This window comes from Pseudomonas violetae, from assembly GCF_023072615.1.
In the GTDB taxonomy this organism is placed as follows: domain Bacteria; phylum Pseudomonadota; class Gammaproteobacteria; order Pseudomonadales; family Pseudomonadaceae; genus Aquipseudomonas; species Aquipseudomonas violetae.
Genome location: NZ_JAKNRW010000020.1, coordinates 1 through 18,937, shown reverse-complemented (window position 1 = coordinate 18,937; position 18,937 = coordinate 1). Strand labels below are relative to the sequence as shown.

The following is an 18,937-nucleotide window of genomic DNA, read 5'->3' as shown; positions in this document are numbered from 1 at the left end:
GCCCGATTCCAGGTCTGCCCAACCCTCTATCGACGACTCTGCTGCCACACCGCTGCCAACCCGCTGCAGCAGATCACCGCAATCCCGACAATCGTGGTCAGGGTCGGCGTGTGGGAAAACAGCAGCCAGCCCAGCAACCCTGCGAAGACAATCTGGCAATAACCAAAAGGCGCCAGCAACGCCGGGGCTGCGTAGCGGAACGCTTGGGTCAGGAACAAGTGCGCGGTCATCCCGCAAGCACCCAACGCCACCATGAGCAGGCCATGGCCCAGGGTTGGCACCTGCCAGAAAAACGGTACCAGCGCGCTCATCACCAGGGTGTTGCACAAACCGGCGAAGAAGTTACTGGTAGTCGGGCTGTCAATGTCGCTGAGTTTGCGGGTCAGCAGCTGGTAAAAACAGAAGAACAGCGCCGAGCACAAGGGCAGCAGCACCGCAGGCGTGAACAGTTCACCGCCTGGGTGAACGATGATTAACACGCCGATAAACCCGCAGATCACCGCGATCCACTGACCGCGGGTCACGTGCTCGCGCAACAGTGGCACCGACAGTGCCGTTACCAGCACCGGGGCCAGAAAATTGACTGCGGTGGCTTCAGCCAGGGGGATGTACTGCAGGCCGGTGGTGAAAAACAGACTAGTGCCGAGCAGGCACAAGGCCCTGATCAGCTGGAGCAGCGGTCGCTTGGTACGCAGCACGCGCAAGCCCGACTGCGGCAGGAAGATCCCCGCCATCAACAGGGTGTGCACCACATAGCGGGCCCACACCACCATGACGATTGGATAGAAGCCCGAAAGGTATTTCGACAACGCATCGTGACTGGAAAACAGGAAGGTCGCCACAACGATCAGCAAGATACCCTTGAAGGGTTGGTTGACGCCGGAGAGCGGAGTGCTGATACGTGACGTCAAGGCGGTACGCTCTGAAAGGAATAACAAGCCAACGGATCAATATTCTAGAACCTTGTTCCATTTTTTAAAACGAATAGACCGAGAAAACGTGCGAACAGCGTACAGTTTTTCCATCACGGCCATTGCGCTCGTCTCGAACAATCAACCATTGAAGAACTCCGATGCCTGGCTGGCAGCCGACAGTTCTTCGGTGAACGCCAGCAGCAGTGGCGCCAGTTCGTGTAATCGCGCACCCGGCAACCGAGCGCTGGGGCCGGCGATACTCAGCACGCCTATTACTCGCGCGTCCAGCGGATGCCGCACCACTGCGGCAATGGCCGAGGTACCCACCGCCGAACTCTCCTCAACCCAGGCATAGCCCTGTTCACGCCCCTGGCGAAGACGCTCCAGCAGTTCAATGTTGGAGCGCGGCGCATTCGGCCCCGGGGCAGGTAATGTATCGCCGGCCTGATGCTCGACCCGCGACAGAGCTTCGGCATCGGACAGGCTCGCGAGCCACGCATGCCCCGAGGCGGTATAGAACAGGGGGGCATCGCGGCCCATGTCAGGGTCGTAACGCAGGCCGGAACGGGCGCCTTGGGATTTGGCGATCCAGGTCAGCCGCTCCCCCGAGATCACACCCAGGCGAACCAGTTCGCCGGTTTCTTCGGCCAGACGATCCAGCACCGGCTGGACGATGTCGCCTCCGCTGCGAGACAGGTAGCGAAAGCCCATGGCCACCAGCTTGGTCGACAAGTGATAGCGCAGATTATCCGGATTCTGTCGCACATAACCCAAGCGAATCAGCTCGGCGAGCAGCCGGTGAGTGGCACTCTTTGGAATCCCCAACTGCTCGGCCAATACCTGCATCGGTACGCCCTGGGGTTCACCGGTAAGGCTTTCCAGCACGCTGAAAACTCGTTCGATCTGACTGCCGGCCATGAGACGTTCCACGCAAAAGGTTTTATCGATTCTAAAAGACAATGCTGCGAATGCAAAATCTGGAACTGACCCTGTCCCTGGCCTTACCTCTGCTCACACATTCGCCTCACACCAATCCGACAGCAGCGTTATTCATAGAAGAGGCGATACCCGCCTCTATCAATCCACTCGGGAACATCTATATGTTATGGAAGAAGGCAAGACAGAGCAGTAACGTCGACGACATAAGAGAGGGCAAGGACGCCCGTCAATCCACAGGGCTAATGCTTGGAGCGGGCTTGGTACTCGCGCTGGCGGGTGCTGGAGCGTATTCGGTGCGGAGTCCAGCACCGGATTCACCGCAAAGGCAGGACAGCGTCGAGGTCTCCGCACCCGCCGTCGATACTTCACTGCAATTCATACAGGCCATTCTGGGCGACACCGAAGACACCTGGAAACAACTCTTCGCCCGAACTGGCCAGCTCTATCCCGAACCCATATTGACCCTGTTCGGCAATGGCTTGAGCTCCGGCTGCGGTTACGTCGGCTCAGGCGGGGGACCGTTCTATTGCCCGGCGAACAAGCAGGTCTATCTCGATCCCGGTTTTTTCCAAACCATCGCCGAACGCTATGCGGTCGTGGGGGATTTTGCCCAGGCCTACATCATTGCCCACGAGGTCGGCCATCATGTACAGATCGAATTAGGCCTGTCGCAACCCCTGGATGAGGCCCTGGCCCGGCAGCAAACAGTCAAAGGTGAAAATGGCCTGCAAGTGCGGGGCGAACTGCAGGCCGACTGCCTGGCGGGCGTCTGGGCGCATAATGCGCAGCAACGCCTGGACTGGCTGGAACCCGGCGATGTGGAGGAGGCCCTGAACGCCGCCGCCACCTTTGGCGACGACTACCTGCAATATGCACAAAAAGGCACGATCACTCCGGAGACGTTCAGCCATGGCACGGCGGAGCAACGCAGGCACTGGTTCACGCAGGGTTTCACCCAAGGCACCATCGGCACCTGCGACACCTTCAGCCCCGTCGTACCATGATGTACGTTGATCGGCGTTTCAATTGATCTCCCCCTCCCATAGAACCGCCGCGCCATAAGGCTGTCAGACGACCGGACTGGCGCGGCTCCTGCACACAAGCAACACTCATCACCACGCATTTTCATTAAATTAAGGAAAGAGGGCACCCCCATGCTATGGAAAAAAGGTCGACGCAGCGACAACGTGGTCGATGCCCGTGGAGATGACGTCGGCGGCGGTGGCGGTGGGATGCGCTTTGGTGGCGGCAAGGGGCTGAGCCTGACGGCGATCATCCTGATCGTCGGTATCGGCTGGATCACCGGCCAGGACCCGCTGCAGATTCTCGGGCAACTGACCGGGCAGATGAGCGAACAGTCGGCGCCCACCACCCAGCAGAGCCGCAAGGCGCCACCGGCCAATGACGAAAGCGCCGAGTTCGTGCGCTCGATCCTCGGTGACACCGAAGACACTTGGGGCCAGATATTCCAGCAGGCCGGCCGGCAGTATAAGGATCCGACCTTGGTGATGTTCAGCGGCAGAGTCAACTCCGCCTGCGGGATGGCCACCTCGGCCACCGGCCCGTTCTATTGCCCGGCGGACCAGAAGGTCTACCTGGACACCAGCTTCTTCCAGGAAATGGCGCAGCGTTTTTCCGCAGCCGGTGATTTTGCGCAGGCCTACGTGATCGCTCACGAGGTTGGCCACCACGTGCAGACGCTGCTCGGCGTCTCGGCAAAAATCCAGGCTGCTCGCCAACAAGGTCGCCAAATGGAAGGCGATGGCGGCTTGCTGGTCCGTCAGGAACTTCAGGCCGATTGCCTGGCCGGTGTCTGGGCCAATAATGCACAGCAACGCCTGAATTGGCTTGAACCCGGTGACATCGAAGAAGCCCTGAATGCCGCCAACGCCATCGGCGACGATCGCCTGCAACAGCGCGGTCAGGGTCGCGTGGTTCCGGACTCGTTTACCCATGGCACGTCGGCACAACGGGTACGCTGGTTCAAGACCGGGTTCGCTCAGGGCCAGATCAGCCAGTGCGACACCTTCGCTGCGAAAAACCTGTAGATGAACAAGTGGTGGCTGTTCCTGTTGATCACCTGCGCCAGCACCCAAGCTGCCGAACACGCTGTGGAGGAGATCAGCCCCGGTCGCCTGTTGTTGAAGGAAGGTGAAATGGCTGTCGGTATCGGCTCGGCACCGGCGACCATCGAACGGGTACTGATCATCATCCACGGCCGCCTGCGCAACGCCGAAACCTACCGCCAAACCGCTGAACGCGCGGCCGAACAGGCAGGACAGGTGTCGACCACACTGGTGATCGCCCCGCAATTCCTCAATGAAACCGACCTCGCGCGCCATCCATTGCCCGACACGGTTTTGCGTTGGCAGGGCAATGAATGGATGGCCGGTGGATTATCCACAGCGCCTTTTGCCCTCAGTTCGTACGGTGCACTGGACCAGATCATCGGCCGGTTTGCTGACCGGCAACAGTTTCCGGCGCTCAAGGAAGTCGTGATCGCCGGACATTCTGGCGGGGCGCAGGTGGTCCAGCGTTATGCGCTGCTGGGTCATGATCAACCTGAACTTCAAGCCGCAGGCGTTCGGGTGCGCTATGTGATTGCCAACCCATCTTCCTACGCCTATTTCGATGAGCGCCGGCCGGTGGCGTTCAGCCACGCCGGCTGTCCGGATTACAATCGCTGGAAATACGGGCTGGCGGACCTGCCCGCATATGCACAAGCGCAGACGCCAGCAACCCTGGAGGCCAATTACGTCAAGCGCGACATCGTTTATCTGCTGGGCCAACAGGATATCGATCCAAATCATCCAGCCCTGGATAAAAGCTGCGAAGCGAAAGCCCAAGGTGCAAATCGGTTGGCGCGCGGGCGCAATTATTTCGACTATTTGAAGCGCGACCATCCCCAGGGGCTGAACCAGCAGATGATCGAGGTGCCCGGCGTCGGGCACGATGGGGATGGGATGTTCACCTCACCTGAGGGGCGCAGGGAGTTGTTTGGGCAGTAGGCGTTTGGTGCCTGGCAATGGGTCCCTCAAGCCGACAGCATGCCCCGCAACGCCACACAATCCACCGCATGCCAATCGGTCAACTCCGGCCACGGGTTATCCGGCAAGTTCACCAGTACCGTCCGCGCTCCAGCCGCTCTCCCGCAATCCAGGTCAAAACGGTAATCCCCGACCATCACCATCTCGCTCGGCGGAACGTTCCAAGCATCGGCCAGTTTCAGCAAGCCACCTGGATGGGGTTTCGGCGGCGCTTCGTCGCGCCCCAGCACATCCTCGACCGCAAAGCAGTCCGCCAGGCCGATCGCCTCCAGCGTGACGTGCGCCAGTTCGCGGGCATTGCGCGTCAAGATGCCCAGGCGATAACCACGTCCGGCCAGCTCACGCACCAGCTCCACGGCACCCGGCGCCGGTTTCGAGCCCAGCGCCAGGTCGCGCTCGTGCTCCAGCAACCACGCGTGCTTGGCCGCGGCCTCAGGGGCCGGCAGCGCTGCGAGATGAATCAGGATATCGTCCTCGGCGGGGATGGCCAACGTCGCACGAATAGCCGCGAAGTCATGCACCGCCACCGTCAGGGTGCCGTCCATGTCGAACACCCAGTGCCGCACCTCCGCCAGGCTCATGCCCAGTCCTTGCGGTGTCGGATCAGGCCTTCCTGGGTGACCGAAGCCACCAGTTGCCCGGCGCGATTGAACACGCTGCCCCGGGTAAAACCACGGGAATTACCCGCCCATGGGCTGTCCATCGCGTAAAGCAGCCAGTCATCGGCACGCAGATCCGCGTGGAACCACAGTGCGTGATCAAGGCTGGCCACCTGCATGTCCTGATGCCACACCGACTTGCCATGGGGCTGCATCGAGGTGGTCAACAAGCCGAAATCCGAGGCGTAGGCGAGCAGGTATTTATGCAGCGCCGGAGTGTCCGCCAAGGCACCGTCGGCGCGAAACCAGACGTACTTGATGGGCTCTGACGGTTGCGGGTTGTAGGGATCGATCGCGGTGACCGGGCGGAATTCGATCGGCTTCGGGCACAGTAATTTTTCGCGCATCTGTTCCGGAATCAGATGAGCGCGCTGTTGGGCGAGTTCGAGCTCCGATGGCAGGTTTTCCGGGCCGACCACGACCGGCATTTGTGCCTGATGCTCGAAGCCCTTTTCGTCGTACTGGAAGGACGCGCTGCAGGTGAAGATCGGATTGCCCTTCTGGATAGCCGTCACTCGACGGGTGCTGAAGCTGCCGCCATCGCGCACTCGATCGACCTGATACACCACCGGCAACGCAGAGTCGCCCGGACGCAGGAAGTAACCGTGCATCGAGTGCACATGGCGCGCCTCTTCCACTGTCTGACTGGCTGCCGAAAGGGACTGACCGATGACCTGGCCGCCGAACAACTGGCGAAAACCCAAATCCTGGCTGCGGCCGCGAAACAGGTTTTCTTCGATCGGTTCCAGGGTCAACAGATCGACCAGATCATCCAACACTTGGCTCATTCAGACTCTCCTAACACAACACAATGCCGCGCAGTCTTGGCTGCAACGATCAATTCAATTTCTGGCCAGCGCCATCATGGGAGCCATTGTAAACGTCCGCGCCGGCTTAGCCATGCAGGGTTTGTAGCCATTGTTCACGGCTGATGCGATACAACACATGGTGCCGCAGCGGATGACCGGCCGCGAGCTTGGGATGATCGAAGTCATCGGCTGAATCATGGTGCATTCCAATGGCTTGCATGACTTTCTCCGACGGCAGATTGGATTGCGCGGTAAACGCCACCACCTCGTTCAGCCCAAGGCGATCAAAGCCGCAGCGCAGAGCGGTCCAGGCCGCTTCGCTGGCATAGCCAAGCCCCCAATGCTCGCGAGCCAGGCGCCAGCCGATCTCGACCGCCGGAGTAAAAGGCGCGTCGAAACCCACGACCCCCAGCCCGGTAAAGCCGATAAACGCACCGGTGTCCTTGCGCTGCAGTGCCCACAGACCGAACCCATACTCGGCAAAGTGGCCACGAATGCGACCAATCAACGATGCGCTCTCCAGGCGGCTCAACGGCGCCGGAAAATAGCGCATCACCTGCGGATCGGCGCACATGGCCGAAAACTCAGGCAAATCCGCGTCGCTCCATTGTCGCAACAACAGTCGCGCGCTCTCGAGTTCCAGTATCGGCTCCATCGTGCTCCCCCTTTCCATGTCGCAAGTCTAGATCGCTGGTAGGATCCTTGATTCTTTCCTGCGTTCCTTCCAGATAAAACTGCCATGCCGCTGCCGTTGATCTACCACGAAGACTACAGTCCCGACTTCCCGGCGGACCACCGCTTCCCCATGGACAAGTTCCGCCTGCTGCGCGACCACCTGGTGGACAGCGGCCTCACCCGGGACACCGACCTGTTGCGCCCGCAACTTTGCCCGCCAGAGATTCTCGCCCTGGCACATGACCCCGGTTATATCGCACGCTACATGGGCGGCGAGTTGTCCCGCGAAGACCAGCGCCGCCTGGGTCTGCCATGGAGCGAAGCCCTGGCCCGACGCACCGTGCGGGCGGTTGGTGGCTCGCTGCTGGCGGCGGAGCAGGCGCTGGAACACGGACTCGCCTGTCACCTGGCAGGTGGCACCCACCATGCGCATTACGATTATCCGGCCGGATTCTGCATTTTTAACGATTTGGCGGTCATCAGCCGTTATCTGCTGGAGAGCGGCCGGGTGAATCGGGTACTGATCTTCGATTGCGACGTGCACCAGGGCGACGGGACTGCACGAATTCTGTACAACACCCCGGACGCGGTGACTGTTTCCCTGCACTGCGAAAAGAATTTTCCTGCACGCAAAGCCGAAAGTGACTGGGATATTCCATTGCCGATGGGCATGGGCGATTCCGCTTACCTGAAGGTCGTGGACGATGCGCTCAATTATCTGCTGCCGCTCTATCAGCCGGATCTGGTGCTGTATGACGCGGGGGTCGATGTGCACAAGGATGACGCCCTCGGTTACCTCAAGCTGACCGACGAAGGCGTCGCAGCCCGCGACGAAAGCGTGATGCGCCACTGCCTGGGCCGGGACATTCCCGTGGTCGGCGTCATTGGTGGGGGCTACAGCAAAGACCGCAAGGCCCTGGCGCGGCGCCACGGGATTTTGCATCACAGCGCCCAGCGTGTCTGGCAGTCATCAGGTTGTCACTGAGTTGTGGCTGGTTACCCACAATGCCTGTGGAACTGCCTGTGGATAACCTGAGTGAAAGGCGCTGCAGGCCATACTGGCTATGGCGTGCAAAGCACTGGTTGTTTTTTGACCAGCTCTCGGACACACAATAAATCGCCTGTAGGGGCGGGCTTGCTCGCGAAGGCAATTTAACATTCGACAATGATGGTGACTGACCCACCGCTTTCGTCGGAACGCCGCCCGGACCAAGCCCGCGCCCACAAGAGATTGTATCGGGCTGGTAGAATGCCCGCCCTACTCCGCCACTGCGCAGCGTTGATGATGACCCAACCCTCGACCACCCTCCCCCCTCAAGTCGCCATCATCGGCGGCGGCCCCGCCGGCTTGATGGCCGCCGAAGTGTTGAGCCGGGCCGGTTGCAAGGTCGACCTGTACGACGGCATGCCGTCGGTGGGGCGAAAATTCCTGCTGGCCGGGGTCGGTGGCATGAACATCACCCATTCCGAAGCCTATCCGGCCTTTCTTTCGCGCTACGGCGAACGCGCACCGCAGATCGCGCCACTGCTGCGCTCATTTGGCGCCGACGCGCTGTGCCAATGGATACATGACTTGGGCATCGAGACCTTTGTCGGCAGTTCCGGCCGTGTGTTTCCCACCGACATGAAAGCCGCCCCGCTGCTGCGGGCCTGGCTCAAACGCCTGCGCGAGGCCGGCGTAGTTATCCACACCCGCCACCGCTGGCTCGGTTGGGACGCGCTGGGTGGATCGCGCATCGACAGTTCCGAAGGCGAAAAAACCATCAGGCCCGACGCTACGCTGCTGGCTTTGGGCGGTGGCAGTTGGTCGAGGCTCGGTTCGGACGGCGCCTGGATGCTGCCCCTGGAGCAGAGCGGAGTGGAACTGGCGCCCTTGCAACCGAGCAATTGCGGCTTCGAGGTGCATGCCTGGAGCGATTTGATGGTCAGCAAATTCGCGGGTGCCCCGCTGAAAAACATCGCCATCGGCCTGGATGACGACGTACCGCGCTTGGGCGAATGTGTGATCACCGCGACCGGAATTGAAGGCAGCTTGATCTATGCCCTCTCGGCACCCATTCGCCAGGCCATCAATCAGCACGGGGCTGCCACTGTGCATATCGATCTGCTGCCGGGCCGGCCTGTGGATAAAATTCAGGCTGCATTGGATAAACCTCGCGGCTCGCGCTCCATGTCCAAGCACCTGCACAGTCAGTTGGGGATCGATGGGGTGAAAGCAGCGTTACTGCGAGAGCGGGTTGCGGCGGCGGATTTTGCGGATACCGCGCGACTGGCCAAAGCGATCAAGGCGTTGCCTTTGCTCCTGGTGAAAACTCGCCCGCTGGACGAGGCTATCAGCAGCGCGGGTGGCGTGCGGTTCGAAGCGCTGGATGAGCGACTGATGCTCAAGCAACTCCCAGGGGTGTTTTGCGCCGGTGAGATGCTGGACTGGGAGGCACCGACTGGCGGCTACCTGCTGACGGGGTGTTTCGCCAGTGGCCGCGCGGCGGGGTTGGGGATGGTGGAGTGGTTACAGAGCAAAGATTGAAGACTGAGGCGCGTTCTTCGCGAGCAAGCCCGCTTGTGATCTTGGGTGTTCACAAATGATGTGTTCACAGAAAATCCAGTGTGGGAGCGGGTTTGCTCGCGAAGGCGGTCTGCCAGGCAACGCTTGAATCAAGGTTTTTTCTTGCGCGGCCCGGTGTTGAATACTGGCACCTTGCGCACAGGTTTGATCGAAGGCTCCGGCGCCGATGCTTCTCCGCTCTCGACCCACTTGCCCAGATTGCGTTTGCCACCGCCGGACGTCTTCGGCTTCTTCGGTTTTTTCGGCTTTTTCACTACCTGGCCGCTGGCATCGGTGTCGGGCACCCGATGCTCAGGCTCGAAATCATGCTCCATTTGCCGAGGCAGCGTCTGACGCGTCAACGTCTCGATAGCCGACAGCAAATTCACTTCATCGGCGCAAACCAGGGAAATGGCCTGCCCCGTCGCACCCGCTCGGCCGGTACGACCGATACGGTGAATATAGTCTTCAGCGACGATTGGCAGGTCGAAATTGACCACCAATGGCAGGTCTTCGATGTCCAGGCCACGGGCCGCTACATCAGTGGCCACCAGGATCTGCACTTCGCTGGCCTTGAAGCGGTCCAGCGCACGCTGGCGGGTCGCTTGCGGTTTGTCGCCGTGGATACCATCGGCGTTGACGCCAAGGCCCTGGAGTTTTTCCACCAGTGCGTCCACGCCGTTACGGGTCTTGGCGAACACCAGCACCTGCTTCCATTTGCCCTTGCGCAGCAAATGGATGAACAGCTCCGGTTTGCGCTTCTTGTCGACCGTCACCACCCATTGCTTGACCGTGTTGGCCGCCACGTTGCGCGGGCTGACTTCGATGAGCAGCGGGTCGTTGAGCATTTGCCCGGCCAGGGTGCGAATTGCATCCGAGAAGGTCGCGGAGAACAGCAGCGTCTGGCGCTTCTTCGGCAACGCTTTGTAGATATTGCCCAGCTCCTCGGAAAAGCCGAGGTCGAGCATGCGATCGGCTTCATCCAGCACCAGGGTTTGCAGCTGGTTGAACTTGAGCGCGTTCTGGCGAAACAGGTCAAGCAAACGGCCCGGCGTTGCGACCAACAGGTCCACGCCTTTGCGCAGCTTCATCATCTGCGGGTTGATGCTGACGCCGCCGTACACGGCATAAGTGCTCAACGGCAGGTTTTCAGCGTACTGACGCACGGCCTCGTGAACCTGTTCCGCCAGTTCGCGAGTCGGCACCAGGATCAGCGCGCGTACCGAGTTGGCCGTGACTTTCGGCCCTTCCATGGCCAGCAGTTGCAGAAGCGGCAAGGCGAAACCAGCCGTTTTGCCAGTGCCGGTCTGGGCCGCAGCCATCAGGTCGCGACCGGCCAGCACCGCCGGAATGGCTTGCGCCTGAACCGGCGTCGGGGTCTGGTAGCCGAGCGTCTCTAGAGAGCGCAGCAAGGGTTCGATCAGGCCAAGGGAGGCGAAAGTCATGGGATTACCGTAGGAAAATTCAGCGCGGTTGTGCAAAACAAGTGTGCAATGCCGCGCAGTTTACCCTAATTCACTCGGGATTCTGTCGGCACCGCTGCAGTGGGTTTGACTGGGGGGCGGCGCCACTGCGGCAAGCCGATCAATACCACCGCACTGATGATCACGGCCATCGCCAGCGCCTCCTCTATTCCGATGGTCTCGCCGACAAACACGATCCCCAGCAACACAGCGACTGCCGGGTTGACGTAGGCGTAACTGGTGGCGGCGGCCGGACGGACGTTTTTCAACAGGTACATGTAGGCGTTAAAAGCGATGATCGAGCCGAATAACGTCAGGTAGGCCAGCGCGGCCCAGCCTTCAATGGGCGGTACGCTGTCCAGATGCTCACCGCTGAGCGCACTGCCAATCAACAACGCCACGCCGCCGACCAGCATTTCCACGGCGCTGGCCATCGCCCCCTGGGGCAACGGCAAATGCTTGCTCCACACCGAGCCGAAGGCCCAGGCAGACGCCGCGAAGATCAGCAAGGCGGCGCCCAGAGGGCTCGATTGCAGGTTGGAGCCCAGATTCAACATGGCGATGCCGATCAGCCCGAGCACGATCCCGGCCCATTCGAGGCGAGTGTTACGCGCGCCCCAGAAATAGCCACACAGCAAGGTAAACAACGGCACCGTCGCCACCGCCAGGGCCGCCACACCCGAGGCGACACCGGTGTGCTCGGCGACACTGACCGCACCATTACCGCAGGTCAGCAGCAAAACCCCGATGATCCCCGCCGCTTTCCACTGCGCCCACGTTGGAGCAGGCGCCCCACGCCAACGCAGAAAGGCGTACATCAGCGTGCCGGCAATGACGAAGCGGATCCCCGCAAGCAGAAGGGGCGGCCAATACTCCACGCCGATGCGAATCACCAAATAGGTCGAACCCCAAATCACGTACAACGCGAAAAAGGCGGCGATCAACGGCAAGGAAAAGCGACGGGGGCCAGGCATGGGGAAGCTCGCGGGCAAGACAGGAGAACAGGCATTCTAGGAAAGCGAGCAGGTAAAAATAAGTTACAAAAGCGATTTTTAGCGCCGGTACACTTTCAAAAAATGAGTGTGCGTAGGCGCCGGAGAGGAGCTGTACGGGGAATCCGTGCTGTTCTTAGAACCCGCGATGGCGCTTGAGGTGCTCATTGATCTTCGCCGCTGGCACCTTTTGCAAGCTCACCAGCAAATCATGGGATAACTCCCGCAGGCCATGCTTTTGCCGCAACTCCTGCGCCAGGTGGGCCGTCAGGTTGGCGGCCATTTCGGCGTCGGCCATGGCCCGGTGAGCCTGGCCGGTGTGGGGCAGTTGGGCGAAGGTGGTGAGCGTGCCCAGTTTATGATTAGGCGCAGCGGGCATCAGGCGGCGGGCCAACAAGAGCGAACAGGCGAAGTTCTGCAGGCGGGTACGCTTGATGCGCCCCAACTCGAAGTCCCAGAACTTCTGGTCGAACGCGGCATTGTGCGCCAGCAAGGGCGTGATGCCGACGAACTCGTTGACCTCGTTCATCACTTTTTCCGCCGATGGCGCAGTGCGCAACATGGCGTTGCTGATGCCGGTCAGTTGTTCGATGAAGGGCGGTACTCTTACGCCGGCATTCATCAGGCTTTGGTAACGCTCGACGATGCGCCCCTGCTCAAGGATCACTACGGCAATTTCCGTGGCCCGGCAGCTGCTGCTCGGCGAGATCCCGGTGGTTTCAAAGTCGATGACTGCTATGCGTTCCAAACCTGTTTCAACTCCGTAAAGGTCAATTCTTGAGCAGCAACGCGCCTTCGATCGGCACGTAGCGGCTTGCGGCGCGGATCAGCGAGTTGGCGGTCAACCCCGGTACACCATAAGCCACTGCTTGCACGCCATGTTTGCTGATGATGCGCTCCAGCAACATATCGAAATCACCGTCACCGGACGCCAGCACCACCTCGTCGACATGATCGGCAGCGTCCATGATGTCCAGCGTGATCCCCACATCCCAGTCGCCCTTGGCCGAGCCGTCGCTGCGCTGGATATAAGGCTTGAGCTTCACGGTGAAGCCGAGGTTGCGCAAGATCTGCTGGAACTGCTGCTGCTTGCTGTCGCCTCGATCGATGGCGTAGGCATAGGCTTCGACTATCTCGCCTTGCTTACTGATATCAGCCCACAACGCGGCGTAGTTGAAATGGCAACCATAAGCCTGGCGCACGGTGTAGTAGAGGTTCTGGACATCGGCGAACACTGCGATTTTTTTCACCGGGCATCCTCGTTCGCGCACAGAGGCGCGGGCTGGATCGGGCAGCAGGCCCGAAAGGTCGCCCAGTATGCCAGCCCGGAGGAGTATTCCGCGAATAATCGGCCATGTGGCGAGCGAGACTGCCTCGCCCGCCCGGGCATCAAACCTGGAGGGGTCTGCTGCGCAGTCCAGCGCAAGCAAGCTTAGGGTGTCAGACGAAGGAGTCGTCGTCGCCGAAGAAAGACGAGCTGTCGTCACTGTAGTCGGCGTCGGTGAAGCCGCCCTGATCGTTGTTGTCAGCCACCCGCTGTTCATCGCCCCAGCCGTTGTCGCTATCGCTTTGATCGTTGACCTGGCCCGGTTCTTCCTTGATCACTTCAACCACTTCAGGTTGCTGGTTGTGATGAAACAGGCTGCTGAGACCTTGCGCCAGCATTACACCACCTGCCACACCCGCTGCCGTTTTCAGGGCGCCACCGAGAAAACTGTTGCCCGCAGGCTGCTGCCCGCCGTAGTTCTGCTGAGGCGGTGCCGCACCGACGTTCTGCTGTGACGGTTGCGCGCTGAAGGACGGCCGGGCCGGCTCGCGCCAACCGCCACCACTGTTGGCAGGCGCCGATTGTGCCGGCTGTGGATCGCGGGAAGCGCCGCCAAAAATGCTCGACAAAAACCCACCGCTGGCCGGCGCCGAAGTCTGCGCTTTGGCCGACTGCAGTTCAGCCTGTAATTGCTGCACTTGCTGGGTCAGTTCTTTATTCTGCTGGTCGAGGCTCTTGATCGCTGCCTCCTGCACCAGAATCGACTGGGCCATGTAATACCCCGCCGCCGGCTGGCGAACCAGGTGATCCTTGATCCGCGCCTCGGCCTGGGCGTCACGCGGGGCAGATTGCGCTTGGGCCTGTTGCAGCCGGGAAAACAGGCCATCGATCAGGGTTTGTTCTTCGCTGTTCATGGCGACCTCTTAGATTGCCGGGAATTTCATCGTCCTCATCCACAGTGGATGGGGGGCCTGACGGTAATGGAGGCTGATGCAGGATGTTTCAATGCCCTTTACTGAACGTTTACGTTTGCGCCGCTAAGCGCATCATCGGTTAAAGTGGGCCACTGCTTTCTACCTGCGATACCGACTGATGAATTCCTTCGATGTACTGCGTGACTCTCTGTACTTCTTCAAGCGCAATCTGGGCCAGATCGTGCAACTGTGCCTGCCCTTGGTGATCTTCGAAGCGCTGCTGCAGCAAGTGGTCGGCCACTCCACCGAGCCGGACAGTTTCCCGGGCATCAGCGTGATTGTCGGCCTGTTGATCTACCCGCTCTACACCGCCGCCCTGATTCTGTTTCTCGACGCGCGCAGTCGGGGCGAATCACCACGCACTCGCGACCTGATCGCCATGTCCGCGACCCTGTGGCCGCGTTTTGCGCTGCTCACCGCGCTAAACACCTTGTTGATCCTGCTCGGCCTGTCGCTGTATTTCCTACCGGGAATCTGGCTGATGGTGACCCTGGCGTTCGGCGAGTACCTGCTGGTGCTGCGCGGCCTGGCGCCACTGGCTGCAATGAAGGAAAGCCTGCGCCTGACCCGCGGCCATTTCCTGCGCATCCTGGTGTGCATCCTGTGCGTGATGGGCCCTTTGTGGATCCTCAAGGGCGCGACCCTCGCGGTCTATCCCGAACCGCAGAACCCGGTGTTTTCACTTATCATCGACAGTGCCCACAGCTTCCTGCAACTGTTCACCAGCGTGGTGCTGTTCCGCTTGTTCATGCTGATCAGCGATGTACCGGAAAAAATCGATGGGCCGCTCTGACTGTCGCGGCCCTTGGGGTTACCTCCTGCGCTCGGTTATGCTCGGGCTCATCTTATGTAACGCGATAAAAGTCGAGCCATGACCCGTCTACTGCGCTACACCCTGCTGGGCCTGCTGCTGTTGATCGGCCTGGCCGCCCTGATTACCAACCTGACCTGGCGCCCCGATGCCAAGGAAGTGTTGCCGGTCAGCTGCAACGCCCAACCCCCGGCGCTGGTGCCAGGTCAGGCGCTGAAGGTGATGACCTGGAACGTCCAGTACCTGGCGGGAAAACGCTACGTTTTCTGGGACGACTTGGCCCAGGGCGAAGACGAAAGCCCGACGCCGGAAGACATGGCCTTCAGCCTCGATGAGGTGGCACGGGTGATTCGCGACGAGCTTCCGGATGTCGTGCTGTTGCAAGAACTGGACGATGGCGCCAAAGCCAGTGATTACCAAAACCAGCTCAAAATGCTTCAGGAACGACTTGCCGATTTGTACCCCTGCAGCGCCCACGCCTTCGACTGGAAAGCCGAATTTGTTCCCGACCCGCATGTGTTCGGCAGCGTTGGCCGCCAACTTGCGACCCTCAGCCGCTACCAGATCGAGCACGCCGAACGCCTGCAATTGCCCACCGCGCCCGACAATTTCATCAGCCGCCAATTCAAGCCTAAAAACGCCCTACTATTGACTTATCTGCCGCTCAGCGATGGTGGTCAGATCGCTGTGTTCAACACGCATCTGGACCGCGCCAGCCAGCCCGATGAAACGCTGCAGAACCAAGTCACCGCCGTGGTCAAGGTGCTCGACCGCTACGAAAGCCGAGGCACTCCGTGGCTGCTCGGCGGTGATTTCAACCTGCTGCCGCTGGGTCAATTCCAGCGCCTGCCCGACGAGCAACGTACTCCCTATTCCGCCGACAGCGCGCTGCACACGCTGTGGGACAAATATCCGATGATCCCAACCAACAACGAGGCCAGTGGGGCTGACCGGGCACTCTGGCTGACCCATTACCCTAATGATCCGGGCCTGAACGGGCCGGACCGCACGGTTGATTACCTGTTCTACAGCCCTCGGATCAAAAGGGTCGAAGCAACGGTGCGACAGAACGATACGCTGCGCATCTCCGATCACTTGCCGGTGATTGCGCGGTTCCTGCTGCCCGCTGCGCCGTAAGCCAAACCTGGACACAGAACCTGTGGGAGCGAGCCTGCTCGCGATCAGGTCCGCAGGACCTGGCAGAGCTATCAGAGCACGCCATATTCCTGGGCGGTCCGATCCACTGCCTTGAGAGTTTTGCCCACCCGTTCATCCACCTCCTCACGACTGGCAACCAACGCCGGCGCCATGATCATCCGCCCCAACGCCGAGCGAAGGATGACCCCTTCCTCAAAGCCGATCGTGCGGCAACGCCAGGCAATATCGTTCTCGTTGGCAAAGCGTTTGCGGCTGGTCTTGTCCTCGGCCAATTGCAAGGCCGCCACCATGCCCACGCCCTGGATATCCCCCACCAGCGGATGATTGCCGAACACCTCACGCAAACACTGGTGCAGATAAGGCCCGATATCGCCCTTCACTCGCGTCACCACACCCTCATCGCGCAGCGCCTTGAGATTGGCGATCGCCACTGCGGCCGCTACCAGATGCCCGGAATAGGTCAAGCCGTGGGCAAATACTCCGCCCTGATCTACCAGCACCCGGGCCATTTTTTCGACAGGATCAAACCCGCGAGACCTTGCCGATATACGGCATCAACCCTGCGGTTTCAAAACAACGTTTCTGGCAGTGCGGATAAACATCCGGCCCCCAAAAGCCGTATCGACGCGGCATATTTAAAATGCCAAAGGCGTTGATTCGTCATCGATCAAATTCCGATTTGTTATAAAAAACCGTCAATTGTGACAGTACATAACTTTGAAAGTATCGATGAAAATCAACTCGCTCCACGTTTAAATTTCCAACAACCCTCATGACAAATAAAAGTAGTGCGAATAGGTATTTTTCCGAAGTCAATTTGAAACTCTCGAACTCGACTCGTGCGAACACCTGATTAACTTATTCATCAGCAAGCGGATAAAACCATGCCCACAATCCTTACGAAGCCTCTGTTCCCCTTTATATTCGCCTGTACTGCATTGTTAGGCGTATATCAACAAGCCGCCGCACAGACGCCCATTAAAGAAACTATGACACAAACGACGGCCGATCCTGGAACACCCCCTGATAATGCACAAAAGATGGTCTATGGATGCGATTTTGCACATGAAAACCAATCCATCACTGCGGAGGTCAGCGAATGGCGCGCCCCCATTACCGGCAAACTCCATACGCGCGTCACAAGGGTTCACCTGACGAAGTATCCAAATTCTTCCACCGCGTCAGCCAACTTGATTATAAGTGCCCCCAGCGCCACAACTCAAACTCACTCTAATATCCCTATGGACGGAAACTGGCACGCCTCGCCCATTTATGTCGTTGGCGACGGTGGCGCGAGTCTCCAGGGCAATATGGAGAGACCCTATCAAAACGGATGTATTTTGTACGAAAAGAAAAAGTGACGGTAGCCGCCCTGCAAGTACTCATGGAAGAGAGAGGAAATCTTTCGGTTCGGCGAACGTTACCCGTCACTGCGGATCGTAACTGTAGTTTCAGCATACTGACCCTACGGTAATCCCATTGATGGCGTGGGGCCTGAGGTGGGCGGCATTTCTCATATCCAAGGGAGTCCCACCGCAGGTTACAGTATTTCCCTGCCGCCACTTTGAAGCCCGACCTGATACGACGTCAGGATTTTCTCGGCTTCGCCCGCGCAGTGGCTTCGGCCACCAACGGATCATCCGGCCAGTAATGCTTGGGATAGCGCCCCTTCAAATCCTTCTTCACCTCGGCATAGGTACTGCGCCAGAAGTTCGCCAGGTCCTGGGTCACCTGCACCGGTCGGCGCGCCGGCGATAGCAGGTGCAGTTTCACCACCTGCCGGCCGCCGGCGATGCGCGGGGTGTCCGACAGACCGAACAATTCCTGCAAGCGTACCGCCAGAATCGGAGGCTGCTCGCTGTAATCCAGACGGATCGACGAGCCCGACGGCACACTCAGGTGATGCGGCGCCTGCTCGTCAAGTCGTTGCGGCAGTGGCCAGGGCAATAGGTTGTGGACGATGCTGGACAGGTCAAGGTTGCCGAAATGGCTGAGCCGTGAAACCTTGCCCAGGTAAGGCATCAGCCAGTGTTCAAGGCTTTTGAGCAACGCGGCGTCGCTGACGTCCGGCCATTCGCTGTCGCCCTTCGCCGCCAGATCCAGTTGGCGTAACAGCGCCACGCGAGCCTGCCACTGCCGCAGCTCCGGGGTCCAGGGCAACAGCTCCAAGCCCTTGCGCCGCACCAGGTTGACCAGCGCCTGACTGCGGGCGTTTTCATCCAGGCCGGTCAACGGTTCGCGGCAGAGGATCAGTTCCCCGACCTTGCGTTGGCGCTCTGCGCGCAACACGCCCTCGCGCTCATCCCAATCAAGCTGGTCGACCACCCGCACTTGCTCGGACAGCACGGAATCGAACAGCGCCGGATCAAAATCCGCCGCCAGGTAAATCCGTTCTTCCCGCTGGCCCTGGCGACTGCCCAGGTCGGCGATCACCAGCCATGCTTGCTTCATCAGGCTGTCCGCTTCGGCGAACAGCGCTGCCCGGCCGTTGGCCAGACGATACTCGGCGCCACCGGCACGGCGTTGCTGCGCCACCCGGTCGGGATAGGCCAACGCCAACAAGGCGCCCAGCCAGCGCGGATGTTCGGGATCACTGACTGGCTGCGTCGCCTTGCCCCGTAGATAACCGCGATACTGTCGGGCCAACTGCCTGGCACGCTGGACGCCGCCCTGCGCCCCACGAC

Annotated in this window: 19 protein-coding genes and 1 pseudogene; 8 read left to right on the top strand and 12 right to left on the bottom strand. The window is 60.1% G+C overall.

What is annotated here, in order from left to right; genetic code table 11:
- Positions 1–26: 26 nt before the first annotated feature.
- Positions 27–911, bottom strand: coding sequence for a DMT family transporter (locus tag L9059_RS20240; protein WP_247292700.1), 885 nt, complete (start codon positions 909–911; stop codon positions 27–29).
- 141 nt (positions 912–1,052) lie between these two features.
- A complete protein-coding gene (locus L9059_RS20235) occupies positions 1,053–1,832 on the bottom strand; it encodes an IclR family transcriptional regulator (RefSeq protein WP_247292699.1) in 780 nt (259 codons plus the stop codon).
- Between the two features lie 182 nt (positions 1,833–2,014).
- On the opposite strand from L9059_RS20235, the gene ypfJ (L9059_RS20230) reads away from it, so the two are divergent.
- The 3 genes from ypfJ (L9059_RS20230) (at position 2,015) to L9059_RS20220 (ending at position 4,861) form a co-directional block, all read left to right on the top strand.
- Positions 2,015–2,857: a KPN_02809 family neutral zinc metallopeptidase gene (gene ypfJ / locus L9059_RS20230; protein ID WP_247292766.1), complete on the top strand. Its 843-nt coding sequence runs from the start codon at positions 2,015–2,017 to the stop codon at positions 2,855–2,857.
- Positions 2,858–3,007: 150 nt separating this feature from the next.
- Complete coding sequence (gene ypfJ, locus L9059_RS20225) at positions 3,008–3,901, top strand: KPN_02809 family neutral zinc metallopeptidase (RefSeq protein WP_247292698.1); 894 nt, start codon at positions 3,008–3,010, stop codon at positions 3,899–3,901.
- Positions 3,902–4,861, top strand: a complete 960-nt coding sequence (locus L9059_RS20220; RefSeq protein ID WP_247292697.1) for an alpha/beta hydrolase — start codon at positions 3,902–3,904, stop codon at positions 4,859–4,861.
- Positions 4,862–4,887: 26 nt separating this feature from the next.
- Here L9059_RS20220 and L9059_RS20215 read toward each other — a convergent pair whose 3' ends face one another.
- The 3 genes from L9059_RS20215 to L9059_RS20205 all read right to left on the bottom strand — a co-directional run bounded on the left by L9059_RS20215 (position 4,888) and on the right by L9059_RS20205 (position 7,023).
- On the bottom strand, positions 4,888–5,481 hold the full coding sequence (locus L9059_RS20215) for an HAD family hydrolase (protein ID WP_247292696.1): 594 nt from the start codon (positions 5,479–5,481) through the stop codon (positions 4,888–4,890).
- Complete coding sequence (gene tesB, locus L9059_RS20210) at positions 5,478–6,347, bottom strand: acyl-CoA thioesterase II (RefSeq protein ID WP_247292695.1); 870 nt, start codon at positions 6,345–6,347, stop codon at positions 5,478–5,480. The genes L9059_RS20215 and tesB overlap by 4 nt, the downstream gene beginning before the upstream one ends.
- Positions 6,348–6,453: 106 nt before the next feature.
- Positions 6,454–7,023, bottom strand: coding sequence for a GNAT family N-acetyltransferase (locus L9059_RS20205; protein ID WP_247292694.1), 570 nt, complete (start codon positions 7,021–7,023; stop codon positions 6,454–6,456).
- An 84-nt stretch (positions 7,024–7,107) separates the two neighbouring features.
- Here L9059_RS20205 and L9059_RS20200 point away from each other — a divergent pair, with 84 nt between their 5' ends.
- A complete protein-coding gene (locus L9059_RS20200) occupies positions 7,108–8,028 on the top strand; it encodes a histone deacetylase family protein (protein ID WP_247292693.1) in 921 nt (306 codons plus the stop codon).
- A gap of 300 nt (positions 8,029–8,328) precedes the next feature.
- Complete coding sequence (locus L9059_RS20195; RefSeq protein WP_247292765.1) at positions 8,329–9,570, top strand: TIGR03862 family flavoprotein; 1,242 nt, start codon at positions 8,329–8,331, stop codon at positions 9,568–9,570.
- A gap of 128 nt (positions 9,571–9,698) precedes the next feature.
- Here the strand turns inward: L9059_RS20195 and rhlE1 are convergent, their stop codons facing one another.
- The 5 genes from rhlE1 to L9059_RS20170 form a co-directional block, all read right to left on the bottom strand.
- Positions 9,699–11,033, bottom strand: a complete 1,335-nt coding sequence (gene rhlE1 / locus L9059_RS20190) for an RNA helicase RhlE1 (RefSeq protein ID WP_247292692.1) — start codon at positions 11,031–11,033, stop codon at positions 9,699–9,701.
- Between the two features lie 65 nt (positions 11,034–11,098).
- Positions 11,099–12,025, bottom strand: coding sequence for a drug/metabolite exporter YedA (yedA, locus tag L9059_RS20185; protein WP_247292691.1), 927 nt, complete (start codon positions 12,023–12,025; stop codon positions 11,099–11,101).
- A gap of 154 nt (positions 12,026–12,179) precedes the next feature.
- A complete protein-coding gene (locus tag L9059_RS20180; RefSeq protein WP_122838954.1) occupies positions 12,180–12,791 on the bottom strand; it encodes a 3'-5' exonuclease in 612 nt (203 codons plus the stop codon).
- A gap of 22 nt (positions 12,792–12,813) precedes the next feature.
- Positions 12,814–13,293: a LabA-like NYN domain-containing protein gene (locus tag L9059_RS20175; RefSeq protein WP_007946629.1), complete on the bottom strand. Its 480-nt coding sequence runs from the start codon at positions 13,291–13,293 to the stop codon at positions 12,814–12,816.
- Between the two features lie 190 nt (positions 13,294–13,483).
- Entirely contained in the window at positions 13,484–14,224 is a 741-nt protein-coding gene (locus L9059_RS20170) for a DUF2076 domain-containing protein (protein WP_247292690.1), read from the bottom strand.
- 178 nt (positions 14,225–14,402) lie between these two features.
- On the opposite strand from L9059_RS20170, the gene L9059_RS20165 reads away from it, so the two are divergent.
- Positions 14,403–15,077 carry a YciC family protein gene (locus tag L9059_RS20165; protein WP_247292689.1) on the top strand — a complete coding sequence of 225 codons (675 nt, stop codon included), beginning with the start codon at positions 14,403–14,405 and terminating at the stop codon, positions 15,075–15,077.
- Positions 15,078–15,155: 78 nt separating this feature from the next.
- Positions 15,156–16,232 (top strand): endonuclease/exonuclease/phosphatase family protein, encoded by a 1,077-nt coding sequence (locus L9059_RS20160; protein WP_247292688.1) that lies wholly within the window; start codon positions 15,156–15,158, stop codon positions 16,230–16,232.
- Positions 16,233–16,303: 71 nt separating this feature from the next.
- On the opposite strand, the pseudogene L9059_RS20155 reads toward L9059_RS20160, so the two are convergent.
- A pseudogene (locus tag L9059_RS20155) lies at positions 16,304–16,768 on the bottom strand (aminotransferase class III-fold pyridoxal phosphate-dependent enzyme); the annotation flags it as partial.
- A 369-nt stretch (positions 16,769–17,137) separates the two neighbouring features.
- On the opposite strand from L9059_RS20155, the gene L9059_RS20150 reads away from it, so the two are divergent.
- The gene (locus tag L9059_RS20150; RefSeq protein WP_247292687.1) at positions 17,138–17,614 is read left to right on the top strand and encodes a hypothetical protein; all 477 of its coding nucleotides are present in this window, start codon (positions 17,138–17,140) and stop codon (positions 17,612–17,614) included.
- Between the two features lie 226 nt (positions 17,615–17,840).
- Here L9059_RS20150 and L9059_RS20145 read toward each other — a convergent pair.
- The coding region (locus tag L9059_RS20145; protein ID WP_282615564.1) for an ATP-dependent helicase C-terminal domain-containing protein at positions 17,841–18,937 on the bottom strand (1,097 nt) is incomplete at its 5' end.

What these genes read in the sequence shown, in the direction of transcription:
- L9059_RS20235 (WP_247292699.1), bottom strand. Translation starts at nt 1,832, where the DNA reads ATGGCCGGCAGTCAGATCGAACGAGTTTTCAGCGTGCTGGAAAGCCTT.
- ypfJ (WP_247292766.1), top strand. Translation starts at nt 2,015, where the DNA reads ATGTTATGGAAGAAGGCAAGACAGAGCAGTAACGTCGACGACATAAGA.
- ypfJ (WP_247292698.1), top strand. Translation starts at nt 3,008, where the DNA reads ATGCTATGGAAAAAAGGTCGACGCAGCGACAACGTGGTCGATGCCCGT.
- L9059_RS20220 (WP_247292697.1), top strand. Translation starts at nt 3,902, where the DNA reads ATGAACAAGTGGTGGCTGTTCCTGTTGATCACCTGCGCCAGCACCCAA.
- L9059_RS20215 (WP_247292696.1), bottom strand. Translation starts at nt 5,481, where the DNA reads ATGAGCCTGGCGGAGGTGCGGCACTGGGTGTTCGACATGGACGGCACC.
- tesB (WP_247292695.1), bottom strand. Translation starts at nt 6,347, where the DNA reads ATGAGCCAAGTGTTGGATGATCTGGTCGATCTGTTGACCCTGGAACCG.
- L9059_RS20205 (WP_247292694.1), bottom strand. Translation starts at nt 7,023, where the DNA reads ATGGAGCCGATACTGGAACTCGAGAGCGCGCGACTGTTGTTGCGACAA.
- L9059_RS20200 (WP_247292693.1), top strand. Translation starts at nt 7,108, where the DNA reads ATGCCGCTGCCGTTGATCTACCACGAAGACTACAGTCCCGACTTCCCG.
- L9059_RS20195 (WP_247292765.1), top strand. Translation starts at nt 8,329, where the DNA reads ATGACCCAACCCTCGACCACCCTCCCCCCTCAAGTCGCCATCATCGGC.
- rhlE1 (WP_247292692.1), bottom strand. Translation starts at nt 11,033, where the DNA reads ATGACTTTCGCCTCCCTTGGCCTGATCGAACCCTTGCTGCGCTCTCTA.
- yedA (WP_247292691.1), bottom strand. Translation starts at nt 12,025, where the DNA reads ATGCCTGGCCCCCGTCGCTTTTCCTTGCCGTTGATCGCCGCCTTTTTC.
- L9059_RS20170 (WP_247292690.1), bottom strand. Translation starts at nt 14,224, where the DNA reads ATGAACAGCGAAGAACAAACCCTGATCGATGGCCTGTTTTCCCGGCTG.
- L9059_RS20165 (WP_247292689.1), top strand. Translation starts at nt 14,403, where the DNA reads ATGAATTCCTTCGATGTACTGCGTGACTCTCTGTACTTCTTCAAGCGC.
- L9059_RS20160 (WP_247292688.1), top strand. Translation starts at nt 15,156, where the DNA reads ATGACCCGTCTACTGCGCTACACCCTGCTGGGCCTGCTGCTGTTGATC.
- L9059_RS20150 (WP_247292687.1), top strand. Translation starts at nt 17,138, where the DNA reads ATGCCCACAATCCTTACGAAGCCTCTGTTCCCCTTTATATTCGCCTGT.